Raw genomic sequence first — 22,627 nt, 5'->3', positions numbered from 1 at the left:
GCCCCTTCATTCAGGCTGTTTAGAAGCCGAGACTTGCCAGCAAATCGTCCACCTGGGACTGGTCTGTCACCACTTCCTGATTGGTCTGACCATCCACGACAGGTCCTGCCAGTGCAGGAACATACTCCGCTGGAGTTGCTGCGGCTTTGGCTGCAGCCTCCGGTGGGGCGGTTTGAATCAGGAGCAAAACCAATTGCTCTTCAATGGTGGCTGCCAAGTTCACCACTTTGGCAATCACTTGGCCGGTCAAGTCATGAAAGTCTTGCGCCATCATGATTTCAGTCAGGTGTGCATCCACCTTCTTGCTGGCTTGGTCCACATCGGTGATGAAGTTCATCACGTGTCCCTTGGCAACCGCTGCGACCGGGTCTTTGACAATCAGTTCACCAATGCGACGGGTTTCCGAGGCGATGAAGTCGTGTTGCTCTTTGGCCTGGTCGACCTGGTTCAACACCTTCTCGGCAGCCTGGCCGGTCAAGCGCGCAATATAAGAAAGGCGGCTTTTTGCATCGGGGAGTTCGCCCGCCCAATCCTTCACTTTGTCTGCCAAGCCCAGGCCATTCAGGGAGTCGTGCAGTTGGCGCGTCAATGCCCCCAGCTGCTGGTGGACCTCGACGGTACTGAGCGCAGGTGCGGCGGGCGTGGTGTCGGCGGACATGGTTACTTCAGTCCCATCTTGGTGAGGATGTGATTGACCTTATCTTCCAGCGTGGCCTTGGTGAACGGTTTGACGATATAACCGGACGCGCCTTGCTGGGCAGCCAGCACGATGTCTTCCTTGCGGGCCTCAGCGGTCACCATCAACACGGGAATGTGTTTGAGCTTTTCGTCTTTCTTGATTTCTGCCAGCAACTGGAACCCGTTCATATTGGGCATGTTGATGTCGCTCACCACGAAATCGAAGGTGCTGTTGCGCAGCTTTTGCAGCGCCGCAACACCGTCTTCCGCTTCATCCGCGTCCGAATAGCCGCTTTCTTTCAGGAGGTTTCGCACGATCCGTCGCATGGTGGAGAAGTCATCGACGATGAGAAAGCGCAATTCTTTAGACATAGGTAACCTTTGGCCGTACGGTTTTCAATTTTAACGAGTATGACTGAATTTTAGAGATTTCACGGACTGGCTTTTGTATTTCCTGTTGCTGGTGGCTCATTCTCAGTCTCCGCCTCCAGCGGAACCACTGCGCCACCCAGCAGCCTTTCTTCGGCCTCTTTGGTCATAACCAGAATACTAATGCGGCGATTTGCTGGGCTCAAGGGATTTTGAGGGTCCGCCAACAAACTGGACGCCATGCCCACGACCCGTGCTAATTTATTTTCGGGCATTCCGGCCGCGATCAGTTCACGGCGGCTGGCATTGGCCCGGTCCGCCGAGAGTTCCCAATTGCTATAACCGCGCGCTGCGTTGCCATAGGGGGTCTGGTCGGTGTGGCCGTCCAGGCTGATTTTGTTGTCTACGTCTGCAAGCGTGACCCCGATCTCTTTGAGGATGTCACGCATATAGGGTTTGACGCTGGAGCTGCCAATGTCAAACATCGGCCGGCGTTGGTCATCCACAATCTGGATCTGGAGGCCGTCCGGTGTGATCTCCAGCTTGATCTGTGAGCTGAATTCGGCCATTTTGGGATTGTTGGAGATGGTGCTCGCGATCTTCGCAGCCAGTGCTGCCAGGGTTTGGGCATCCTTTTTGGCGCGCTCAATCTTCCGCTGCTCACCCGCGTTCTTTTTGGCGGACTTTTCCGTGCCCTCGCCCCGTTTGGATTGGCCTGCCGATTGCGTCAGGTCATTACCCCCACCGGTGATCACACTGTTGCTGGCACCTGCACCTGCGCCACCTTGCAATGCGACCTTCAGAGGGGATTGAAAATAGTCTGAAATGCCTTTTTTGTCGCCTTCGGTGGTGCTACCCAGCAGCCACATGAGCAAAAAGAAGGCCATCATGGCGGTCACGAAGTCGGCATACGCAATCTTCCAGGCGCCACCGTGCGCAGCGTGGCCGCCCTTCTTGACCCGCTTGATGATGATCGGCTGGAGTTTCTTGGCGTCTCCGGCCATGCTCAGGCACCCCTGCCGTTATTTCTTTTTGACATGCGCCTCCAACTCACCGAAGGTGGGGCGCTCCGTGGAATACAGCACCTTGCGGCCGAATTCAATGGCAGTGGATGGGTTGTAGCCCTGCATGCTGGCCAGCAAAGTGGTCTTGATACATTGGAATTCTTTGCTTCCCTCTTCGACTTTTTGCTCCAGCAAGCCGGCCAAGGGTTCGGCAAACGCATACGCCAGCAAAATTCCCAGGAAGGTACCCACCAGCGCAGAGCCGATCATGCCGCCCAGCACAGCTGGCGGTTGACCCACCGAGCCCATGGTGTTCACCACACCCAACACCGCCGCCACGATACCAAACGCGGGCAAGCCGCCTGCAATCCGCTGGATTGCAGCAACCGCAGCGTGTTCTTCGTGGTGGTGGGTTTCGATCTCGCTGTCCATGATGGATTCGATCTCATGGGCATTCAAGTTGCCCGAGACCATCATGCGCAGATAGTCGGTAATGAACTCAATGACGTGATGGTCTGAGCCCACAGTGGGATATTTCTTGAAGATTTCCGACTGCTCCGGCTCTTCCACGTCCTTTTCAATCGCCATCAGGCCTTCTTTGCGAGCCTTCTGGAGAATGTCAAACAGCAGCGCCAAGAGTTCCATGTAGCGGGCCTTGGTGTATTTGCTGCCTTTGAAGCAGGCACCTAGTCCGGCGACGGTCTTCTTGATGACCTTCATCTGGTTATTCGCCAGGAACGCCCCCACGGTGGCGCCACCGATGGTGAGCATTTCCCAAGGGAGTGCGTGCAAAATCACACTGATGTTTCCGCCGTGAATAATGAACACGCCGAAAACGCAGCCAAGGCAAACAAGCCAACCGATGATTACGAACATAGCTTCATTGTGACAGGGAAGCCGGAGGCTTCAAGGGTTGAACAACGGGGCTTTTTGGCCCTTGCCTATCATATCGTCCAACCACGAAGCCAGCTTGAATTTCTATTCAAATAGGCCTCTGGCGCCCATGGAATATGCGCAAGTAGCTATCAATTTAATAGCTTAGTGCAGCAGAATGCCTCCGGCAGATGCTCCCTTGCCGGCGCGTGCCGGTGGGCTGCACAGTCCGCACTCAAAATGGCGGGAATTTTCATATGCCTCCGAGACAAAGTGGCCGCCGCACTTGGAGCACTTGGTCATGGAGAGCATGTTGTTGTCAATGAACTTGACCAGACGCCATGCACGGGTGATAGACAACAAGGGCTCCACACCGCAGGCCGAAATCTGCTCTGTGTAGAGACGGTAGGCCGCCATGATGGCGTCGATGTCTTCCATGGCGCTGACTTTGGTCAGGTACTCATACGTATTCTGGAAGAGAGACGCATGAATGTTGGGCTGCCATGTCAGGAACCATTCGGTCGAGAAGGGCAGTTGGCCTTTGCTCGGGGAACGGCCGGCAACTTCCTTGTACAGGCGTAGCAAGCGCTCATAAGACAACTCGGTTTCACTCTCCAGCACTTGCAGGCGCGCGCCCAGCTGAATCAAAGACACTGCGCGTTCCACTTGCTTGGAATCGTTCAAAACACTTTTCTGGGTTGCCATGGTGCTGCTCCTGGACTAAATCGGGTGGGGCTTTGGGGCTTTAGACGGCTTCGGCGAAGCGGCCGGCCATCAGGATGCTGGCGTGCAGCTTGGTGGTGGCGTCGTTGTCGACCTTGTTGACCGAGTGGTTGGTCAGCAGATTCCAGACGATGTCGTCATCAACACGGAAGCGGCACAGCAACATGTTGCCTGAAGCAATGCGCATGATTTGTGCGGGGGAGAGTGCGCCGATCAGGTCTGCAGCTTCTTCCGACATGCCCAAGCGGAACAGTGCTTCAGCTTTGTCTTGGCGGATGAGGGTTTGTGCCAGCATGAGGTAGGTCATGTTGGCTTCGCGGATCTCGGCGAGGATTTGTTCGTTACGCATGATTCAGCTCCTGGTTGGGGGCGATTTGTTTAAATCACCATGGAGCGAATTCTGGGCGGGAGGGCCCGGAACTTGAATCAGAAGATGGCTAATCCGCGTGTCAGAAACGCGTGAGCGCCCTGTAGGGAAAAATCCTACAAGCGCGAATCGGGCTTGGGCTGGGGCGGCGTGAGCCGGCACCTGTGCCTTGGATATCGGCAACCAGTGCGATATCTGAAGTGATCACCGTGCGCAAAGTAGCCCGCATGCGGGTGCGCAGACAAAAGTGCAAAACATCCCTTGACCCGCAGGCCCGGGAAAATCCCATCAGGCATAAGCCGGGGAGGCCCCCGACTTAGCCCTTGAGCAACTGCAGCACGCCTTGTGGCAACTGGTTCGCTTGCGCCACCATCGCAGTTCCTGCTTGTTGCAGGATCTGGGTGCGTGACAGGTTGGCAGTTTCCATCGCAAAGTCTGCGTCCTGGATACGTGACCGCGAAGCCGACAGGTTTTCGCTGTTGGTTTGCAGGTTCTCGATGGTGGTGAGGAAGCGGTTTTGGATCGCACCGAGTTGTGCCCGGTTTGCGCTCACGGAAGCCAAAGCCCCATCTACGACCAACAAGGCCGCATTGGCACCAGCCTGGGTGCTGATATCAATGGCAGCGACCGAAGACAGTGCGCTGCCGGCTGTGCCACCTGCGATCAATGTGCCGGTTGTATCGGTGCTTGAGATGGTGAATCCATTGGAGGAGTTCAAAGCCACTTTGCCGCCGATCGCTATGGCCACGTCCGTAGTCGCTCCGGGTGTACCACCCGTCGCAGGTTGGAAGCTCACCGGTGTCAATGCATCTTCACCGACCACAATCGCGCCCGTCATGCCGCCAGTGGTGTTCAGGTTCAACATCTTGATGTCGTCACCATCGGCTTGAGTCAATACCAGGTTGCCTGTTTTGTCGGCCACGGCGGTAATTCCCGTTGTGCCGCTTTGTGCATTGATTGCCTGCGCCAAAGGTGACAAGTCGCTCGCATTGTTCACGGTGGCTGACACCACGATCGGTGTCGAGTTGGCGCCGGTCAGCTGGAACTGAACGGAGCCTGTAGTGACGTTGGATATCGTTGCCTTGGTGGTGGCAATGGCGGTGACTCCACTCAGCGCAGTGAATGCGTTGATGGCGGTGGCGACAGTTTTGGCGCTGCTGCCGGCGGCGAGCGTGCCTGTTGCGGGAATGGTGTTGACGGTTCCATTGCCAGCCAAGGTCAAGGTCTGCGCAAGGAATCCGTTCACTGCGCCACCCAACGATGCACCTACTGCAGCGGTGGCCATGCTGGGCGAAGTAGCCTGAGAGTTGACCAGGTTGTTGCCCATGTCGATGGCCCGGGCGCTGGTGACGCTCACGCCGATGGTCTGGTTCGCGTTGGCGCCCACCTGGAACTGCTGGGTGGTGTAGCTACCGTCCAGCAGCTTCAAGCCGTTGAATTCAGTCTGGTTACCCACGCGGGCAATTTCGGTTGTGAGTTGCAACACTTCTTGTTGCAGGGCCAAACGGTCGCTCGCGCTGTTGGTGCCGTTGGCGGCCTGCACAGCCAGCTCGCGGATGCGCTGCAAGTTGCTCGATGTGCTGCCCAAAGCGCCTTCAGCCACTTGAGCCAGAGAGATACCGTCATTGGCATTGCGTGATGCCTGGTTCAGGCCACGGATCTGCGAGGTCATGCGGTCGCTGATCGCCAGGCCCGCAGCGTCATCTTTGGCGCTGTTGATGCGCAAGCCGGACGACAAGCGCTGCATGGAGGTGGTCAAAGACGCTTGAGATGCCGACAGATTGCGCTGCGCAGTCAGCGACTGGATATTGGTGTTGATAGTTGAGGCCATTGCGAAACTCCTAAAAAGAATGAACCGGCGTCGCCGCCGATTGCAAAGCCTGCTTACCCGCAGACAATCAGTAACGATGGGATGAATTCTGGAGATTCACGTTTTTGACAAAAACTTGATAAACGGCCGGAAAAGCAGCCATATCCAATCGGCTTAGCGAATCTTGATAGGGGTAAACCCTTGAATGCTAGAAGTGGGGTGGAAATACCCGGCTAATCGATTTTTCCGGGTGAAAGCAGCGTGTTATTGCCAGGCCGCTCTTGATTCACCTAAAGTTTTTTTGAGAACTCCCGAAAACAAAACCAACGGGTTCATAGCGGGCTCGTCGTCCGGAAGGCATCTCCTGGGGTGCGCCGGTCATGGTGTCAGCAGCAATGCTGGCGTTGAGATCGGCATTCCGCCGGATTAAGTGAGTCTTTTTAAGGAGTTACCAAAATGGCTTCCACCATCAATACCAACATCAACTCGTTGACCGCACAACGCAACTTGTCGATGTCCCAGTCTTCGTTGTCGACTTCCATGCAACGCCTGTCTTCCGGCTTGCGCATCAACAGCGCCAAGGACGACGCCGCCGGTCTGGCCATTGCAGACCGCTTTACCGCACAGATCCGTGGCAACACGCAAGCTGCCCGCAATGCCAATGACGGCATCTCCCTGGCGCAAACTGCTGAAGGGGCATTGGGTTCCATCGGTACCAACTTGCAACGTATCCGTGAACTGTCTGTGCAGTCTGCCAACGCGACAAACAGCGCCAGCGACCGCGCTGCTCTCCAGCAGGAAGTGGGTCAGTTGGCTTCGGAAATCGAGCGTGTTGCAACCCAGACCCAGTTCAACGGTATTAACCTGCTGGACGGCTCTTTCACTGCACAGGCTTTCCAAGTGGGTGCGAACGTGGGCCAGACCATCACTGTGTCCAGCATTGACTCTGCACGTGGCTCCGACTTGGGCAAGTACAACGGTGTCAACTTGACTAGCGTCAGCATTGGAACAGCCGACAGCACCGCCACTGCGCAAAACATCGTTATTGGCGGAACCACTTACAACCTGGGTAGCATCACCAACGATGCCAAGGTAATCGCCAACGCCATTACCGCCCAAAACATTGCCGGCATGACAGCGACTGCCAACAAGACGACGGTTGCTGGTGGTACCCAGGCAGTTACAACGACAACTGCAGGCACTGCAACTTTGTCCGTCAACGGTGTAACACTCACCTTGAACGCCACTACCGATGCGGCAACCAACCGTGCCAATGCGGTGACTGCTTTCAATAACGCATCTGCCTCTACCGGAGTCACTGCCAAAGATACAGGTTCGGGCGTGGAGTTGACTGCTGCTGATGGACGCAACATTGCAGTGTCCGGCTTCGCGCTGGGAACCGCGGTGGCGACGACCATTGCCGACTTCGGTCTGGCTGCAGAAGCGGTGACTGGCGGCACATTGAACATCGACTACGTAGCTCCTTCCGGTGTAACCGGAACGGTCTCCGCGACAGGCGATTGGACCTTGGCGGCAACCAACATTGCCAGCACCGGCACTGCGGTTAACTCATTGGATATTTCGACAGTGGCTGGCGCTAACGCTGCCATCAAGTCGGTGGATGCGGCTCTCTCCAACATCAACTCCAGCCGCGCTACGCTGGGTGCGATTCAGAACCGCTTCTCTTCCACGGTTGAGAACTTGCAGACTTCTGCAGAAAACTTGTCTGCTTCCCGCTCACGTATCCAGGATGCAGACTTCGCCTCGGAAACAGCCAACCTGTCCCGTGCGCAGATCCTGCAGCAGGCTGGTACTGCGATGGTGGCTCAGGCCAACCAGTTGCCACAGGGCGTCTTGGCTCTCCTGCGTTAAACCGGTTCAAGGGGCCGCCCCAAGCGGCCCCTCTTGGTTCTACAGCGACAACCGTTCATCCGGTTGTCGCTTTTTTATGGGCGTTTCATTTCAGTTTGGCGGGTGAATGCCGATTAATTGAGCCTTTAGAGGTCAAAGTGCCTCTCCATAATCAGGGCTGGTATCAGTCTGGAGGTTCGGGATGGCTATTTCTTCAACAGGTTTGGGCAGCGGGCTGGATGTCACCAGCATCATTTCGCAGCTCTCCGCGCTGGAAAAACAGCCGTTAAAGGCTTTGCAAACCAAAGCGACCAATCTACAGACGCAGTTGTCTACGGTTGGAATCATCCAGTCACAGGTATCAACCTTGTCGGCAGCGGCAACCAAATTGGGCAGCGTGCTGAACTGGAAGGGTGCCACTGCCACCTCGTCTAACACGGCCGCAGTGTCGGCGACTGCCGCCACGGGTGCCGCGGCGACGAGTTACAACGTGGAAGTTACAAAGCTGGCCAAGGCGCAGTCTTTGGCGCTACCAACCACCGTCGGCAGTACAGCCTTGCCCACAGCGACTGAGCAGCTGGGTTACGGCACTCTTTCCATCAAGGTGGGCAGCAAGGCGGCAGTCGATATCAATATTGCCGATGGACAGGGCACTTTGGCGCAGATCGCAGCCAAGATCAACGCGGTTTCCGGTCTGGGAGTGTCCGCAAGCGTCATTTCGGACGGCTCCGGCAAGGTCAATCTCATGTTGCGTGCGACAGATACCGGTTCAGATGGTGCATTTACCGTGACTGCGACCGAAGGAACCGGCGGTACCGTGAGTGTGCCCTCCAACCTTTCCCGCTTGTCTTACACCACGGGCAACTTTGCCATGGCGCAAAATCAGGCTGCCCAGAATGCAGAGGCCACCATCAATGGTGTCGCCGTGACCTCGTCCAAGAACACGTTGACAGACGTCATTGACGGCCTCAGTCTGACTCTGAGCCAGGTAACGACTACGCCGGTCGAGGTGACCGTGGCCAAAGACACGGCCAGCATCACCAAGAACGTGCAGGACTTCATCTCGGCCTATAACGCCTTGAATGCCACCCTGAACGACGCGACCGCCTACGACGCATCTACCAAAACCGCCGGTCCGCTACAGGGTGACTCGGTGGCCAACGGGCTTCAAAAAGCGCTACGCAGTCTGATGGGGTCTACGTCTGTCACTGGTTCCACGTTCAGCCGCCTGGCTGACGTGGGGATCACGTCCAAACTCGGTGGAGACTTGGAGCTGGACTCCAAAAAGCTGACCTCGGCGTTCAGCGATCTTCCCAATTTGCAATTGCTGTTTACGAATTTCGGAGGCGAAGACTCCAAAAATGGCTTCGGCCTGCGGATCAAGAACTTTGCGAACGGACTCTTGGCTGCCACCGGAACGGTTACCAACAAGACCAATGCAGTCAAGAAAGCCATCGACCTAAATTCGACCGAGCAAACCAAGGTGAATACTCGCGCATCCAACCTCGAGACGCGCTTGAAGGCGCAATACGCTGCACTGGATACCAAGATGGCCAGCCTCACCGCGCTGAACAGCTATGTGTCCCAACAAGTGACCACTTGGAACAAATCCACCAGCTAAGTTGCGTTAAGCGTTAAAAGTGGCAATGGCGCCCGTCAGTATTGCGCGGGTAGCTATAAAAGGCATAGCAGGCGGAAAACCCCGCCATTTCTGAGGGAGAAACACTTGATTTGTCGTAGCATCTGCCGATAACTAGAGCATCTCCTCAAGGAATCGCAGCATGTTTACCTCAGTCAGCTCCCGCTCAGCCTCTGCCTACAAGCGTGTAGGCATCGAGACCAGTGTTGACAACGCAGATCCGCACAAGCTGGTTGTCCTTTTGTTTGACGCGCTGAACCAGGCCTTGGGCGGCGCACGCCTTGCCATTCAGAACGGTGATGTTCCTGCCAAGTGCAAGCACATCAACCACGCGGTCCGCATTTTTGAAGAGGGCTTGATTGCACCCCTTAATCTGCAAGAAGGTGGCGAGCTTGCTGCCAACCTGCATGCCTTGTACACCTACTGTGTGCAACGCCTCACGGTCGCCAACATCAAGAGTGATGCCGGCATCATTGAAGAAGTTCAGCGTGTCATGGAGCCCGTCTCCAGCGGCTGGAAGCAAATCAACGGGAACGGCCCCGCTTACCTGCAACCGGTCTGAATCGCGGGGTCACTCCATGCCACAAATGCTGATTGACTTTTACAAGGCCATCGAAGACAGCAGCGCCAAAATGTTGGAAGCCGCCAAGGCAGAAGACTGGGATGGTGTCATGCGCTTCGAGGGAGCCTGCGCCGTGCTGATCGAACAACTCCGCCAACGGGCGCGCAGCGAAGAGCTGGATGCGGCGTCCCGGGCCGAGAAAACTCGGATCATGCAGCGCATCCTGCACAACGATGCCCAGATCCGTTATCTGGCCGAGCCATGGCTGGCCCATTTTGAGCAACGGTTCGAAGGACAGCGCCAGTTTTTGCACTGAAAACGGGCGGTTTTTCAGGCGCTGTTCTGCGCCTAGCTTCAGAGGTGCGTACGTAAGATGGTGGCCGACAAGGCTCTATCCGTACCACCTCCTTCATGGTCTCCCCGAACCCATCATCACCTGACGAGCTGAGGCACGCGTTGCGTCAGCTGCGCTCGGCGTTTGTGACGGTGGCCGTATTCAGCGGCTTCCTGAACCTGATGATGCTCGCCCCCTCGCTGTACATGATGCAGGTCTATGACCGCGTACTGGGCAGCCGCAACGAAACCACACTGTTCGTGCTGACGCTTCTGGTGCTGGGCGCTTATCTTTTCATGGCGGCGCTGGAGACCATACGCTCCTGGATACTGGTTCGGGTCAGTGCGCGCCTGGATCATTTGCTGGGCTTGCGCGTACTGAGTGCCACCTTTGAGCGCATGTTGCGACAACCCGGCAACAGCAGCACCCAGCCACTCCATGACCTGACGACCCTGCGCCAATCATTGACCGGCCCGGGTCTGATTGCTGTGTTTGATGCGCCTTGGGCGCCTTTGTATTTGTTGATCATTGCGTCCTTCTCCACAGAGGCCGCGATCTTCACCATGGCCGGTGCCTTGGTGCTGGTGGCCATCACCTGGCTCAATGAAAAGCTGGCCAAGTCTGCGCTGGGTGAGGCCCAGAAGTACAGCATGCAATCGCAGCGGGAGCTCAGTAGCCATCTGCAAAACGTTGAGGTCATTGAAGCCATGGGCATGCTGGGCCAGATTCAGCGCCGGTGGCAAAAGCTGCATACGCAAGAAATCGGACTGCAGGCCCGAGCAAGCGACCGGGCCGCGGTCATGGGCAACCTCACCAAATTTGTCCGAATCTCCATGCAGTCCTTGTCGCTGGGGCTGGCCGCCTTGCTGGTGCTGGAGGGCAAGATGACCGGGGGCATGATGATTGCCGTGTCTCTCCTGACCAGTAGAGCGCTGGCTCCGGCGGAGGGCTTGGTAGGCAACTGGGCCTCATTGGCTGCGACGGGGTCCGCGTACCAGAGACTCAAGGAGCTTTTGCATCTTTTCCCCGCGCGTCCGCCCGCCATGCCCTTGCCCGCACCGAGCGGGCAGGTTGCGTTTGAGAATGTCGCCACCGCAGCGCCCGGTGGCCGGACTGCCATCATCAAGCAGATCAGCTTTCAGTTGCAGGCCGGCGACTCGGTGGCAGTGATCGGTGCCAGCGGCGCCGGCAAGTCCACATTGGCACGCCTGCTGGTGGGCATTTGGCCCGCACTCTCCGGCACAGTGCGCCTGGATGGCGCAGACTTGTTCCGTTGGAACAAGCAGGAACTGGGTCCATACATTGGCTACCTGCCGCAGGACATCGAATTGTTTGACGGAACAGTGGCTGAAAACATTGCCCGCTTCGGCGAGATAGATCCGCAGCTTGTCGTGGTGGCCGCCCAGCGTGTGGGCTTCCATGAGCAAATCTTGCGCTTGCCACAAGGGTATGACACCCCGGTGGGTGCAGGCGGGGCGGCCCTCTCGGGTGGGCAGCGCCAGCGCATCGCGCTGGCACGAGCGCTGTATGGCGACCCGGTGTTGGTGGTGTTGGATGAGCCGAATTCCAACCTGGACGACATGGGGGAAAAAGCCCTCACGGACGCCATCAAAGACCTGTCCTCCCGGGGGCGTACCTCGGTCATCATCACCCACCGGCCATCAGCCTTGGGGGCCGCCAACAAATTGATGGTGCTGCGTGACGGTGTCATTGCTGCATTCGGCCCGCGCGAAGAGGTGCTGGCTGCCCTCAATGGCAGGGCGATGGAAGCGCCCGCGCCGGTACCCGCGGCAGCCAATTCTGCCGGGCCACCTCGTGGCGCGGTGCCGCCTGTCCTGGTCAACAAGCAGGCTCCGCCGGCCCCCGCGCCTGCCTTAGAGCCCGTGCGCGCGGAGCCACCTGCGCGCAAAGCTGCGCCCGAGCCCGATCCGGCGAGTGGCATGCCTCCGTTCAACCTCAAGTTCAGTGATTGACATGAGCACGTTGTTGAACGAATCCCCCTTCGGTACGACCGTCCAAGTCGACCTGAACGATGCGCGCCCGATCCGGTGGGGCTGGCTCTTGCTCATTTTCGGGTTTGGTGCCTTCATGGCTTGGGCGACCATGGCGCCCTTGGATGCTGCCGTTTCCTCATCAGGAACCGTGGTGGTAAGCGGCAGTCGCAAGCTGGTGCAGCCTTTGACCGGCGGAAAAGTGTCCGAGATACTGGTGGGGGATGGCGCGCAGGTGCAGGCAGGGCAGGTGCTTGTGCGATTGGACGACACCTCGGCCAGGGCCCAGCTGGATATTGTCCGTGGCCAATGGTTGGTGGCCATGGCAACCCAAGCTCGCCTGGAGGCTGAGCAGCGAGGGCGCGCTTCTATCGACTTTCCACCTGCTCTGTTGGAACTGGGCGAAGACACCCGCGTCGTCGAGGTCATGGCCCTGCAAAGCCGGCTTTTGGAGTCGCGCCGTCAGCTGCGCAGCAACGAATTGCAAAGCATGGAAGCCGCCCTGAGAGGCTTGGAATACCAGGTGCAAGGCCAGGAAGCTGCGAAGTATTCAAAAGAAACCCAGAGCCGGATGCTGCGTGAGGAACTGCGCAATCAGAAGTCCCTGGCGGATGATGGCTTCTACCCCCGCAACAGGGTGTCTGAGCAGGAGCGGCTGTTTGCCAGCATCCAAGGCGGCGTGGCGGAGGATCTCAACAGCGCTGGCAAGACACGCCAGGCCATTGCTGAGGGGCGCGCCAGAATTGCCGCCCGCCAGCAGGAGCAGCGCAAAGACATTGAGTCCCAGTTGTCCGATGTTCAGCGCGAAGCGGCCTCGTTGGAAGGACGCATGCGGGGGCTGGAGTTCGAGGTGAACAACGCGGAGGTGCGGGCACCTGTCAGTGGTACCGTCATGAGCCTGAGTGTCCATACGGTGGGCGGCGTGGTGAGCAATGGCATGCCACTCATGGAAATCTTCCCCAAGGACGACGTACTCCGGATTGAAACGCCCCTGGCCACCAACCTGATCGACAAGGTCAAGGTCGATATGGAAGTCAGCATCCTGTTCAGTGCACTGAATCAGTCAACCACGCCGCGTATCAACGGGCGTGTGGTCCAGGTCGCTGCCGATGCTGCGACGGATTCAAGGCAGAATGCCAATTACTTCAAGCTGATAGTTGAAGTGACGCCCGACGGAATGCAAAAATTGCAGCATCAGGAAGTGAAAGCCGGCATGCCGGCGGACGTTTTCATCAAAACAGGGGAACGCACATTCATGAGCTACCTGCTCAAGCCACTGACGGACCGCATGCACCGGGCCCTGATCGAGCCATGAAGCTGCTCAACACTCAGGTGGGTCGTATCGCACTGGCAAGTCTGGTTTGCTTGGGCGGGCTGTCCGCTGTGCATGGTGGTGAGTTCGAGAAAGCCTATGCGGCAGCTCTGGAGAACGATGCCAAGTTCCAAGCCGCCAAAGCTGCTTTGGCATCGGGGCAACAAGCCTTGCCCTTGGCTCGCAGCAGTGTGCTGCCGTCAGTGAACGCCACAATTTCAGAGACGTCTGTGCAGGGCACGCAAGACTATGACGTGGCCGGTGGCGCATCTAAATCCAACAACTTGGATTATCGGGCCCCCACACAAAGCATCAGTTTGCGGGCGCCATTGTTGAATTTGGAGGGCAGAGCTCGCGTCCGTCAGGCCAATGCGCAGGTGGGCAATGCCGAGGCTACTTTCCTGACCCGCAAGGCAGAACTGGTGGATCGACTGGCCGTGGCCTACCTGCAGCGCATGCTGGCGGAGGATGCTTTCCTGTCTTTGCACGCCCAAGTGCATGCCACAGTAGCCCAGCGCAACTTGATGCGCCGACGCTTTGAACAAGGTGAAGGTACCCGCACCGAGGTGGCAGAGGCCCGCGCCAACCTGAGCCTGACGATGGCGCAATGGGCTGATTCCAAAGACCAGATGACGAACGCCCGGGAACTGCTCAACTCTCTGACGGGCCTCAATCAGCCATTTCTGGTGCGCTTGGGGGATGAATTCACCCCGCCACCTCTCGTGCCCGCCACACTCCAGGAGTGGCAGGAGAAGGCGGTAGCTGCCAATCCTGACGTCCAAGCGCGCCGTTACCTCGTGGATGCTGCCGATGCCTTGGTTGCCCGGAGCAACGCGGGTCATATGCCACGGCTTGACCTGGTGGCCAGTGTTTCCAACAGCCGGAACGAATCGGTCAGCAGTCTCAATCAGACCGTCAACCAGAGTGCGATTGGTCTTCAGCTGAATATTCCGATTTACAGCGGCGGTGCAGTGAAAGCGGCGGTCACGCAAGCAATCGCTGAAAAATCAAAGGCTGAGGCGGAGTGGCTGAATGAAAAGCGAAGCCTTGAGGTGGAGGTGAGCCGTTTGTTCCAGGTCATTCAGACGGGCAAGTCCAAGCTGCTGGCGTATGAAGATGTACTGGACGCCAGTCGCACCGCGCTGGAGGGCACGCTCAAAGGGCAGGCTTCCGGGCTCCGCACCAACGCTGATGTGCTGGAAGCGGTGCGCAAGGTTTTCCAAGCTCAACGTGATCTCGCTCAGGCCCGCTACGACCACATTTTTCAACGCTTACGCTTGTTCAACAAGGCCGGAGTGCCAGCTGACTCAGTGGTGTCGTACATCGACGAGCTCCTGAGCCCGCAACGCGACACGCCCTGAGACTTCCACCATGGCTGCGTTCCAAGCGGTACATGCGACGCCTGTGGATGATTTGTTCCAGGCAGCTGTGCAGCACTTCACCAAGGGTGACTTTACCGGTGCAGACGAAGCGCTAGAGCAACTGATGAAACAAGAGCCTGACCATGCAGAAGCGCTGCATGTGCGGGGGCTTGTACAGCATCGACTTGGCCGCCACGCATTGGCGCTGCTGCTCCTTGAGAGAGCCTTGGTGCTTTCACCCCGCAATGCGGCCTTGCTGTCCAACCTGGGCTTGGTCATGCGTGCACTGGGGCGTCCGCAGGAGGCCTTGGACCTTTACGACCAGGCGCTGGACATTCAACCCGACTTTGCACAGGCCTGGGGTAACCGTGGCAACGCTTTGCGTGATGCTGGACAAAGTTTGCAGGCAATTGAGTCTTACCGCAAGGCGCTAGCGCTGCAGCCTGGATATGCCCAAAGCTGGCACGGCCTGGGACTGGCCTACAACGACCTGAAGCAATGGCAGGACGCAGTGGATGCGTTCACCCAAGCACTCTCTTGCCAAGCCGATATGACGGTGGCCTGCCTCGACATGGGCAACGCCCTGCGCGAGATGGAGCGCTTTGAGGAAGCCTTGGCGGCCTACGACAAAGCCGTAGATCTGCGGCCTTCCTATGCCGAAGCTTGGTCCAATCGCGGCGTGCTGCTCAAGCGAATGGGCCGCATGCAGGAAGCCTTGCAGAGCTACCAAAAGGCTATTGCCCTGGAGCCGGACTTCATCGACGCGCTGGTGAACTGCTCCACCTTGTTCAAAGAGATGATGGACCTGGATGCTTCCATGGCCATGAACCGCCGCGCGCTGGCATTGAAGGCGGACAACAGCGGTGCCCATTTGAACCTCGCCATCTGCCACCTGTTGCGTGGCGAGTTCGACGAGGGCTTTGCGCACTATGAATGGCGCTGGAAAACCGAGCAGCTGCAGGCATCGGTTCGCCCCTTCGTCCAGCCTTTGTGGACAGGTGAGCAAAGCCTGCAAGGCAAAACCATACTCTTACATGCGGAGCAAGGCTTGGGCGATACCGTGCAGTTCTGCCGCTACGCCAAGCTGTTGAAGCAACGGGGTGCCCATGTGGTCATGGAAGTCCAGCCGCCCTTGCTGCCACTTTTGCATTCGCTGGAAGGGGTGGATGTTTGGTTGCGGCAGGGCGATCCCCTCCCTGCATTCGATTACCAGTGTCCATTGCTCAGCTTGCCGTGGGCTTTGAAAACGACTCCTGCAACGGTGCCAACGGCGACTCCCTATCTGGCCGCAGACGAGCAGTTGGTCGTCCAATGGGGCCAGCGTGTGGGTCCCTCCTCACGCAAACGTGTGGGGCTGGTCTGGTCCGGTCGGCCGGAACACAAGAATGACCACAACCGATCGATGTCTCTGCAGCTCCTGGAGCCGCTCTTGCGAATGGATGCCGAGTTTCATTGCCTGCAAAAGGAGTTCAGGGCGGCTGATCTGGCGCTGGATCCCGCTGCCATGGGCATCCGGCTTTGGGCCGATCAACTCACCTCGTTCGCAGAAACAGCGGCGCTCATCTCCCATATGGATCTGGTGATTGCGGTCGACACTTCAGTAGCTCACGTGGCGGCAGCGCTAGGCAAACCGGTGTGGTTGATGCTGCCCTATAGCCCTGACTGGCGCTGGTTGCTGGGCCGGGACGACAGCCCGTGGTACCCGGAAATGCGCGTCTACCGTCAGGACACAGGGTCTGATTGGGCCGGTGTGGTGCAGCGGCTGCAGGCCGCACTCAGCCAGCCAGTTCCCGCAAGCGCGCTTTGAGCTGGGCCAACTCGGCTTGAGCTTGGGCCGCAACCTGCTGGGCATGGTTCAGGCGGTGGTCTACAAAGTTGTCCCATACGCAGGGCGGGTAGCTGAAATGGGCTTGCAGGTCCAGATGTTCTTTGGCCAGATAAAACCGGTTCACCGCATCGAAGTACACAAACACATACCCGGTGTTCAGCAGCAGGTGCTCCCACTCGCCATAGTTGGCCTGGGGCCGGTTGGGCAGCACGCTCTCCAGCACGATCAGCCAAGGGCGGAAGCGGCTTCGATCCAGTCCGTTGAGTGCTGACTTCTCTGCGCCCTCCACGTCAATGCTCAGCAGATGCACCTCGCCTTGGGGGCGGTATTTCTCCAGCAGGCTATTCAGGGTCACCAGGGGCACCGTGTAGCTCTTGACTTCGCGCCCCTCGCGCTGGTGCATGGCTACGATGTCGGGCGCGATGGTGGCGGCCTGGTCGTTCCAGGGGAATTCGTTGAAGGTCACTTCACCATCGGATTCACCGACGGCGGCGCCCACGAGGATGTCTTCCGGGCGATGTTTGGCCCATTGCGGGTGCAGCCGCGCTTGGGGTTCGACCACAATGCCACGCCAGCCACGCTGGTAAAGCGCGCAGGTGTTGCTGTCTGAGATGGGCATGTAGCCGCCCACGTCCACATAAAAGCCCTTGTCTACCGCAGCCAAGGCCCGGTTGATCATGACATCTTCAAAGTTCCGGGTGAACGACAGGTAGGCCATGGGCGGAGCTTAGTTCTGGATGGAGATTTGTTCGCGGGTAGGGTCCGTGCTGTGTACCGCCAACACGTTGATACCCATGGGGAAGGTCTGGTAGCCGTGCTCTTCCAGAAATTTCAACAGAGCCACTTTGTCGGTCTTGATGGACTCGATCAGCATTACGGGCTTGTGTCTCATGATGGTGTTGCGCCCTCCGGCCAGCGCTTCCAGCTCCATGCCTTCCACATCAATTTTGATGAAGTCAAGGCGTTTCAAATCCAGCGAGTCAATGGTCAGCATGCGCACCCGCTGGTTGCGCTCCGCATTGATAGCTTGGCCGATGAACTCGCTCTTGGCCGTTTGGCGCAGCTCCAGACTGCCGAAGCTTGCAGGCTGCAGGTAGTCGGGCACCGGGATGTCCAAAACGCCTTCTTCGGCCCCGATCGCGCCATGAATGGCTTTGGCGTTGAAACAGTTGTTGATGGCGATGTTGCCGGCCAGTGCGTAATAGATGCGCTCCTGCGCCTCAATGGCAATCACGCTGCCACGCCCATAGAGAGCTTTCGCCCACTCCACGGTATGGACCCCGAGGTTGGCGCCGCAGTCCAAGCCCACGACGCCATCGCCGAAATGTTTGTGCCGGATGTTGAGTAACTTGATGGCAGCGCCTACTTCGTCCGGGTCAAAGCACCCTTGGTTGAAGAGCTGCCAGCCCACACCGTAGCCGCGCGTGGCGTCGATCATGCGGTAGTCGTTTTTGTTGGTGATCAGCGTGCCCTGGCTGGTGGACAGGATCACAAAGGGCGACGGGCGTTTGACGTAGTTCATGGTGTTCGGGGCTTGCGGGCCCGGGCAGCTTTGGCAACATCGGCCACCAGCGCCGCGACCGGCTCTGCCCATGCTCCCCGGGCAGATTGGCGGTACAGGCGCGCAGTGGGATACCACGGTGAGTCTGCCCTAGAGAGCAACCACCGCCAATCCGGAATAAGTGGCAAAAGTACCCGCACTTGGCGGCCTAAGCCGCCTGCAAGGTGGGCTACCGAGGTGTCCACGGTGACCAGTTCATCCACTTCGCTGAGGATGGCTGCGGTGTCTTCAAAGTTCTGAATCTCAGGGCTGAGGTTCAGCAGCCTGCACCCATCGGATAGCTTGTCGATTTGCGCGAGGGCATCGCCCTTTTGTACGGAAAGGACGTCCACTCCTTCCAGCCGCAACAATGCTTCCAGATGCTTGAGGGCCAGTGAGCGGTTGGCATCGTTGCCGTGGGTGGGGCGCCCTGCCCACACCAGTGCCACGCGGTAGGCGGGCGCGGGCCCCAGTCGCGTGCGCCAAAAGGTGCTGCGCTCGGGCAGCGCGCTCAAGTAGGGGACATTGGCCGGGATGGTGTGCACCTCGGTGCCGAAAGCAGCAGGCAAACTCAGAAGCGGGCACTGCAAGTCAAAGGGTGGAAGCTCACTACCATTTGGAATCAAGTGGGCTATGCCCTCCACGCGCCCGGCAATGCTCTGCACATCACTTTGCACGACGAGCAAGACCTTGGCCCCCTTGGTCGCCAGCAGCGGCAGGTAGCGCAAAAACTGGAACGTGTCTCCAAAGCCCTGTTCTGCGTGGACCAGAATGGTTTTGCCAGAGAGGTCCTGCCCAGTCCACAAGGGCTGAGGAAAGAGCCTGACTTCCTTGGCATCCGGCTGGCTCCAGCGGCTCTCGTAATGTCGCCATCCAGCAGCCAGATCGCCGGTCAGCAACTCCAACAATGCTTCATGGAGGGCAGCTCTGATGTGGCCCCCCGCCAATTGTTGTGCGCGGCGGAAGGTTTGCAGGGCATCTTCAAACAAACCATTTTCTTTGAGCGCGATGCCCAGGTTGTACAGGTATTCGCTGGAGCTGGGTACCAACGCTACGGCCTTGCGGGTGGCTTCCAGCGCCTCGGGCCAGCGGTGCAGGGCACCCAGTGTGTTGCCGAGGTTGGCTTGGGCTTGGGGACTTTGGGGCGCCACATGGACTGCGGTGGTCTGGTAGCGAAGTGCACGCTCGAGATCGCCAGCAGCCTTGAAAAATGCGCCCGTGTTCGACCAATTTTCGGGGTCATTGGGGCTTTGCCTGCAAGCTCGCGAACCCATCATGAGAGCGGCATGGGTGTCGCCGGCGCGGAAAGCGGCAATGGCCAGGGCGCTCGCTGCGCGGGCATGGGTAGGGCACTCACGCAGGGCCTGCCAGAACGCGGGGCGTGCCAGTGCCGGCTCATTGCGCTCCAGCAGCACACGGCCTTGCTCCACGAGGGCATGGGCCGCCTGCTGACGCTGCTGGCCAGCGGCAGACTGCGACTGCGCCAACTCATTCAAATCCTTGGTCAGGCTTTGCAGCACCGATGCCCAGTCCCGGTAGGCCGGTTGGCGCAGGATACGCACACTGGGGTACCAGGGGGAATCCTCGCGGTGCAAGAGCCACCGCCAATCCGGCATCCAGGGAATGAGCAGCCACACCGGCAAGCCCAAGGCGCCTGCTACATGGCAGATGCTGGTGTCTACACACACGAGCAGGTCTACATGCACCAGGGCTGCTGCGGTATCGCCGAAGTCTTTGAGCAGCGGCGCCATGTCGGTCACCTTGGCGCGCTGTGCAGGAGTCAGTGTGTCCAGATCCGCACTTCGGGCACCGACCTGGAAAGAGAAGAAATGCACACCGTCCAAGTCCCACAGTGCAGAGAGCGCGGAGAAGTCCATCGAGCGGTTGGCATCGTTCTTGTGGGTGGGGTTACCCGCCCAGACAAGGCCCACCCGCAGCTTGCCCTGCATCTCCGGTTTCTGAAAATTCGACTCCCAATTGGCACTGCGACGATGGTCGAGCTTCAAATAGGGAATGGCTTGTGGAATGTTGAGTGCGTCGGTGCCGGGCAGCGCAGGGCCCAGCAAATGCGGCAGGCTCAACAAAGGGCACACCACATCAAAGTGCGGTGTGCGCGCTCCTTCGTGCACCAGTTCCACATTGGCTGGCAGCACGGTCAGCGAAGTCAAAGACTCCTGAATCAATAGCAGCACGCGCAGAGCCCGCTTGGCTGCGAGGTCGATATACCTTAAAAACTGCAGGGTGTCGCCCAAGCCTTGCTCGGCGTGGATAAGCAGAGTCTGGTCGGGTAAGGGCTGGCCTTGCCAGAGGGGCTTGGGGGTCTGCAGGCGCTTGGAGGGGAAGTCCGGTACGTCAAAGCGGCGCTCGTAGTCGGCAAAGCCGCCGGGCAGGTCACCGGCGAGCAGCCTTGCCAGACCGCGGTTGTAGATCAGGCCTGCGTAGTCCGGACGTACTGCGATGCCTCGCTCAAAACAGGCGAGGGTGCCCGGCAGGTCGCCCACGGCTTTGAAGTAGGCGCCGCAATTTGACCAATTTTCGGGGTCATTGGGGCTTTGCCTGCAAGCTCGCGAACCCATCATGAGAGCGGCATGGGTGTCGCCGGCGCGGAAAGCGGCAATGGCCAGGGCGCTCGCTGCGCGGGCATGGGTAGGGCACTCACGCAGGGCCTGCCAGAACGCGGGGCGTGCCAGTGCCGGCTCATTGCGCTCCAGCAGCACACGGCCTTGCTCCACGAGGGCATGGGCCGCCTGCTGACGCTGCTGGCCAGCGGCAGACTGCGACTGCGCCAACTCATTCAAATCCTTGGTCAGGCTTTGCAGCACCGATGCCCAGTCCCGGTAGGCCGGTTGGCGCAGGATACGCACACTGGGGTACCAGGGGGAATCCTCGCGGTGCAAGAGCCACCGCCAATCCGGCATCCAGGGAATGAGCAGCCACACCGGCAAGCCCAAGGCGCCTGCTACATGGCAGATGCTGGTGTCTACACACACGAGCAGGTCTACATGCACCAGGGCTGCTGCGGTATCGCCGAAGTCTTTGAGCAGCGGCGCCATGTCGGTCACCTTGGCGCGCTGTGCAGGAGTCAGTGTGTCCAGATCCGCACTTCGGGCACCGACCTGGAAAGAGAAGAAATGCACACCGTCCAAGTCCCACAGTGCAGAGAGCGCGGAGAAGTCCATCGAGCGGTTGGCATCGTTCTTGTGGGTGGGGTTACCCGCCCAGACAAGGCCCACCCGCAGCTTGCCCTGCATCTCCGGTTTCTGAAAATTCGACTCCCAATTGGCACTGCGACGATGGTCGAGCTTCAAATAGGGAATGGCTTGTGGAATGTTGAGTGCGTCGGTGCCGGGCAGCGCAGGGCCCAGCAAATGCGGCAGGCTCAACAAAGGGCACACCACATCAAAGTGCGGTGTGCGCGCTCCTTCGTGCACCAGTTCCACATTGGCTGGCAGCACGGTCAGCGAAGTCAAAGACTCCTGAATCAATAGCAGCACGCGCAGAGCCCGCTTGGCTGCGAGGTCGATATACCTTAAAAACTGCAGGGTGTCGCCCAAGCCTTGCTCGGCGTGGATAAGCAGAGTCTGGTCGGGTAAGGGCTGGCCTTGCCAGAGGGGCTTGGGGGTCTGCAGGCGCTTGGAGGGGAAGTCCGGTACGTCAAAGCGGCGCTCGTAGTCGGCAAAGCCGCCGGGCAGGTCACCGGCGAGCAGCCTTGCCAGACCGCGGTTGTAGATCAGGCCTGCGTAGTCCGGACGTACTGCGATGCCTCGCTCAAAACAGGCGAGCGCTTCGGGCATGGCGTGCTTCTCAGACCACAGCCTCGCCAAGGTGCCCCAGGCGTCTGCGTTGGTCGGGTCGGCACGCAACACAAGGGTGAGTTCACTGCGGGCTCGCTCCATCTGTTGGAGCTCCAGCAGGCACTTGGCCAGCATGAAGCGGTATTCCCCCAGCTGGGGTTGCAGGGAGGAGGCGGTTTCGAAATAGTTCAGGGCTTTGTCAAAAGCCCCTTGGCTGTACAGCAGGTTGCCGAGGTTGTTGTGCGCTGAGTGAAAACGTGGGTCCAGGGTCAGTGCGTGCTGGTAGGCTTGTGCCGCGTCTTCGAGTCGTCCCAAGGCCTTGAGTGCCACGCCCCGGTTGGTATGCGCTTTCGCCTCTTGGGGAACCAACGAAATCAGCTGTTCGAACAGATCCAGCGCCTGCTGGTGCTCCCCTATGCTGTTGCACAGGATGCCCAGATTGTTCAGTGCATTGAGGTGCTCCGGTTCTTCCCGGAGCAGCGCTTCATACGCCTGGCGGGCGGCATCACCAAGCCCCGCACTTTGCAGTGACAGGGCCCGGGAAAACAGTTCATTCGATTCCTGTTTCGGTTGCCGTCCGGCCATTGAGCG

The 22,627-nt window shown here is 58.8% G+C and carries 18 protein-coding genes; 8 read left to right on the top strand and 10 right to left on the bottom strand.

The features are described 5' to 3' along the window. Positions 1–19: 19 nt before the first annotated feature. The 7 genes from AEP_RS09930 to AEP_RS09900 form a co-directional block, all read right to left on the bottom strand. Positions 20–658, bottom strand: a complete 639-nt coding sequence (locus AEP_RS09930) for a protein phosphatase CheZ (protein WP_087495228.1) — start codon at positions 656–658, stop codon at positions 20–22. A 2-nt stretch (positions 659–660) separates the two neighbouring features. After that, a complete protein-coding gene (gene cheY, locus AEP_RS09925; RefSeq protein ID WP_087495227.1) occupies positions 661–1,050 on the bottom strand; it encodes a chemotaxis response regulator CheY in 390 nt (129 codons plus the stop codon). Between the two features lie 59 nt (positions 1,051–1,109). After that, the gene (motB, locus tag AEP_RS09920) at positions 1,110–2,051 is read right to left on the bottom strand and encodes a flagellar motor protein MotB (RefSeq protein ID WP_087495226.1); all 942 of its coding nucleotides are present in this window, start codon (positions 2,049–2,051) and stop codon (positions 1,110–1,112) included. Positions 2,052–2,069: 18 nt separating this feature from the next. Further along, complete coding sequence (motA, locus tag AEP_RS09915; RefSeq protein WP_087495225.1) at positions 2,070–2,927, bottom strand: flagellar motor stator protein MotA; 858 nt, start codon at positions 2,925–2,927, stop codon at positions 2,070–2,072. A gap of 162 nt (positions 2,928–3,089) precedes the next feature. Next, a complete protein-coding gene (gene flhC, locus AEP_RS09910; RefSeq protein ID WP_087495224.1) occupies positions 3,090–3,629 on the bottom strand; it encodes a flagellar transcriptional regulator FlhC in 540 nt (179 codons plus the stop codon). A 40-nt stretch (positions 3,630–3,669) separates the two neighbouring features. Further along, complete coding sequence (gene flhD / locus AEP_RS09905) at positions 3,670–3,996, bottom strand: flagellar transcriptional regulator FlhD (protein WP_087495223.1); 327 nt, start codon at positions 3,994–3,996, stop codon at positions 3,670–3,672. 334 nt (positions 3,997–4,330) lie between these two features. Beyond that, positions 4,331–5,845 (bottom strand): flagellin N-terminal helical domain-containing protein, encoded by a 1,515-nt coding sequence (locus tag AEP_RS09900; RefSeq protein ID WP_087495222.1) that lies wholly within the window; start codon positions 5,843–5,845, stop codon positions 4,331–4,333. A gap of 435 nt (positions 5,846–6,280) precedes the next feature. Here AEP_RS09900 and AEP_RS09895 point away from each other — a divergent pair, with 435 nt between their 5' ends. From AEP_RS09895 to AEP_RS09860, 8 genes are all read left to right on the top strand, one after another. Further along, on the top strand, positions 6,281–7,696 hold the full coding sequence (locus tag AEP_RS09895) for a flagellin N-terminal helical domain-containing protein (RefSeq protein ID WP_087495221.1): 1,416 nt from the start codon (positions 6,281–6,283) through the stop codon (positions 7,694–7,696). Positions 7,697–7,877: 181 nt separating this feature from the next. Continuing rightward, positions 7,878–9,296 (top strand): flagellar filament capping protein FliD, encoded by a 1,419-nt coding sequence (gene fliD, locus AEP_RS09890; RefSeq protein ID WP_087495220.1) that lies wholly within the window; start codon positions 7,878–7,880, stop codon positions 9,294–9,296. Positions 9,297–9,456: 160 nt separating this feature from the next. Next, positions 9,457–9,876 carry a flagellar export chaperone FliS gene (fliS, locus tag AEP_RS09885; RefSeq protein ID WP_087495219.1) on the top strand — a complete coding sequence of 140 codons (420 nt, stop codon included), beginning with the start codon at positions 9,457–9,459 and terminating at the stop codon, positions 9,874–9,876. Between the two features lie 16 nt (positions 9,877–9,892). Beyond that, positions 9,893–10,192: a flagellar protein FliT gene (locus tag AEP_RS09880; protein WP_087495218.1), complete on the top strand. Its 300-nt coding sequence runs from the start codon at positions 9,893–9,895 to the stop codon at positions 10,190–10,192. A gap of 95 nt (positions 10,193–10,287) precedes the next feature. Continuing rightward, entirely contained in the window at positions 10,288–12,183 is a 1,896-nt protein-coding gene (locus AEP_RS09875; RefSeq protein WP_087495217.1) for a type I secretion system permease/ATPase, read from the top strand. A 1-nt stretch (position 12,184) separates the two neighbouring features. After that, positions 12,185–13,516 carry an HlyD family type I secretion periplasmic adaptor subunit gene (locus AEP_RS09870; protein ID WP_087495216.1) on the top strand — a complete coding sequence of 444 codons (1,332 nt, stop codon included), beginning with the start codon at positions 12,185–12,187 and terminating at the stop codon, positions 13,514–13,516. Next, a complete protein-coding gene (locus tag AEP_RS09865) occupies positions 13,513–14,874 on the top strand; it encodes a TolC family outer membrane protein (protein ID WP_087495215.1) in 1,362 nt (453 codons plus the stop codon). The genes AEP_RS09870 and AEP_RS09865 overlap by 4 nt, the downstream gene beginning before the upstream one ends. Before the next feature lie 10 nt (positions 14,875–14,884). After that, positions 14,885–16,681, top strand: coding sequence for a tetratricopeptide repeat protein (locus AEP_RS09860; protein ID WP_087495214.1), 1,797 nt, complete (start codon positions 14,885–14,887; stop codon positions 16,679–16,681). Here the strand turns inward: AEP_RS09860 and AEP_RS09855 are convergent. Genes AEP_RS09855 through AEP_RS09845 form a run of 3 tightly spaced genes read right to left on the bottom strand, consistent with a single transcriptional unit; the run spans position 16,650 to position 22,621 of the window. Next, positions 16,650–17,420 (bottom strand): FkbM family methyltransferase, encoded by a 771-nt coding sequence (locus AEP_RS09855; protein WP_087495213.1) that lies wholly within the window; start codon positions 17,418–17,420, stop codon positions 16,650–16,652. The genes AEP_RS09860 and AEP_RS09855 overlap by 32 nt on opposite strands. A gap of 9 nt (positions 17,421–17,429) precedes the next feature. Continuing rightward, entirely contained in the window at positions 17,430–18,224 is a 795-nt protein-coding gene (locus AEP_RS09850; protein WP_087495212.1) for an FkbM family methyltransferase, read from the bottom strand. Next, on the bottom strand, positions 18,221–22,621 hold the full coding sequence (locus tag AEP_RS09845; protein WP_087495211.1) for a tetratricopeptide repeat protein: 4,401 nt from the start codon (positions 22,619–22,621) through the stop codon (positions 18,221–18,223). Before AEP_RS09845 ends, AEP_RS09850 begins: the two co-directional genes overlap by 4 nt. Positions 22,622–22,627: the final 6 nt, after the last annotated feature.

It is taken from the genome of Curvibacter sp. AEP1-3 (assembly GCF_002163715.1).
GTDB lineage: Bacteria > Pseudomonadota > Gammaproteobacteria > Burkholderiales > Burkholderiaceae_C > Allorhodoferax.
Note: the sequence above shows the minus strand (reverse complement) of the source record. Positions and strands in the feature narration are given on the sequence as shown.

Excerpts from the sequence above, each read along its gene's own strand:
- AEP_RS09895 (WP_087495221.1), top strand. The coding sequence starts at position 6,281 with ATGGCTTCCACCATCAATACCAACATCAACTCGTTGACCGCACAACGC.
- AEP_RS09930 (WP_087495228.1), bottom strand. The coding sequence starts at position 658 with ATGTCCGCCGACACCACGCCCGCCGCACCTGCGCTCAGTACCGTCGAG.
- AEP_RS09845 (WP_087495211.1), bottom strand. The coding sequence starts at position 22,621 with ATGGCCGGACGGCAACCGAAACAGGAATCGAATGAACTGTTTTCCCGG.
- AEP_RS09900 (WP_087495222.1), bottom strand. The coding sequence starts at position 5,845 with ATGGCCTCAACTATCAACACCAATATCCAGTCGCTGACTGCGCAGCGC.
- flhC (WP_087495224.1), bottom strand. The coding sequence starts at position 3,629 with ATGGCAACCCAGAAAAGTGTTTTGAACGATTCCAAGCAAGTGGAACGC.
- flhD (WP_087495223.1), bottom strand. The coding sequence starts at position 3,996 with ATGCGTAACGAACAAATCCTCGCCGAGATCCGCGAAGCCAACATGACC.
- AEP_RS09880 (WP_087495218.1), top strand. The coding sequence starts at position 9,893 with ATGCCACAAATGCTGATTGACTTTTACAAGGCCATCGAAGACAGCAGC.
- AEP_RS09860 (WP_087495214.1), top strand. The coding sequence starts at position 14,885 with ATGGCTGCGTTCCAAGCGGTACATGCGACGCCTGTGGATGATTTGTTC.
- AEP_RS09850 (WP_087495212.1), bottom strand. The coding sequence starts at position 18,224 with ATGAACTACGTCAAACGCCCGTCGCCCTTTGTGATCCTGTCCACCAGC.
- AEP_RS09870 (WP_087495216.1), top strand. The coding sequence starts at position 12,185 with ATGAGCACGTTGTTGAACGAATCCCCCTTCGGTACGACCGTCCAAGTC.
- motA (WP_087495225.1), bottom strand. The coding sequence starts at position 2,927 with ATGTTCGTAATCATCGGTTGGCTTGTTTGCCTTGGCTGCGTTTTCGGC.
- AEP_RS09865 (WP_087495215.1), top strand. The coding sequence starts at position 13,513 with ATGAAGCTGCTCAACACTCAGGTGGGTCGTATCGCACTGGCAAGTCTG.
- fliS (WP_087495219.1), top strand. The coding sequence starts at position 9,457 with ATGTTTACCTCAGTCAGCTCCCGCTCAGCCTCTGCCTACAAGCGTGTA.
- fliD (WP_087495220.1), top strand. The coding sequence starts at position 7,878 with ATGGCTATTTCTTCAACAGGTTTGGGCAGCGGGCTGGATGTCACCAGC.
- AEP_RS09855 (WP_087495213.1), bottom strand. The coding sequence starts at position 17,420 with ATGGCCTACCTGTCGTTCACCCGGAACTTTGAAGATGTCATGATCAAC.
- AEP_RS09875 (WP_087495217.1), top strand. The coding sequence starts at position 10,288 with ATGGTCTCCCCGAACCCATCATCACCTGACGAGCTGAGGCACGCGTTG.
- cheY (WP_087495227.1), bottom strand. The coding sequence starts at position 1,050 with ATGTCTAAAGAATTGCGCTTTCTCATCGTCGATGACTTCTCCACCATG.
- motB (WP_087495226.1), bottom strand. The coding sequence starts at position 2,051 with ATGGCCGGAGACGCCAAGAAACTCCAGCCGATCATCATCAAGCGGGTC.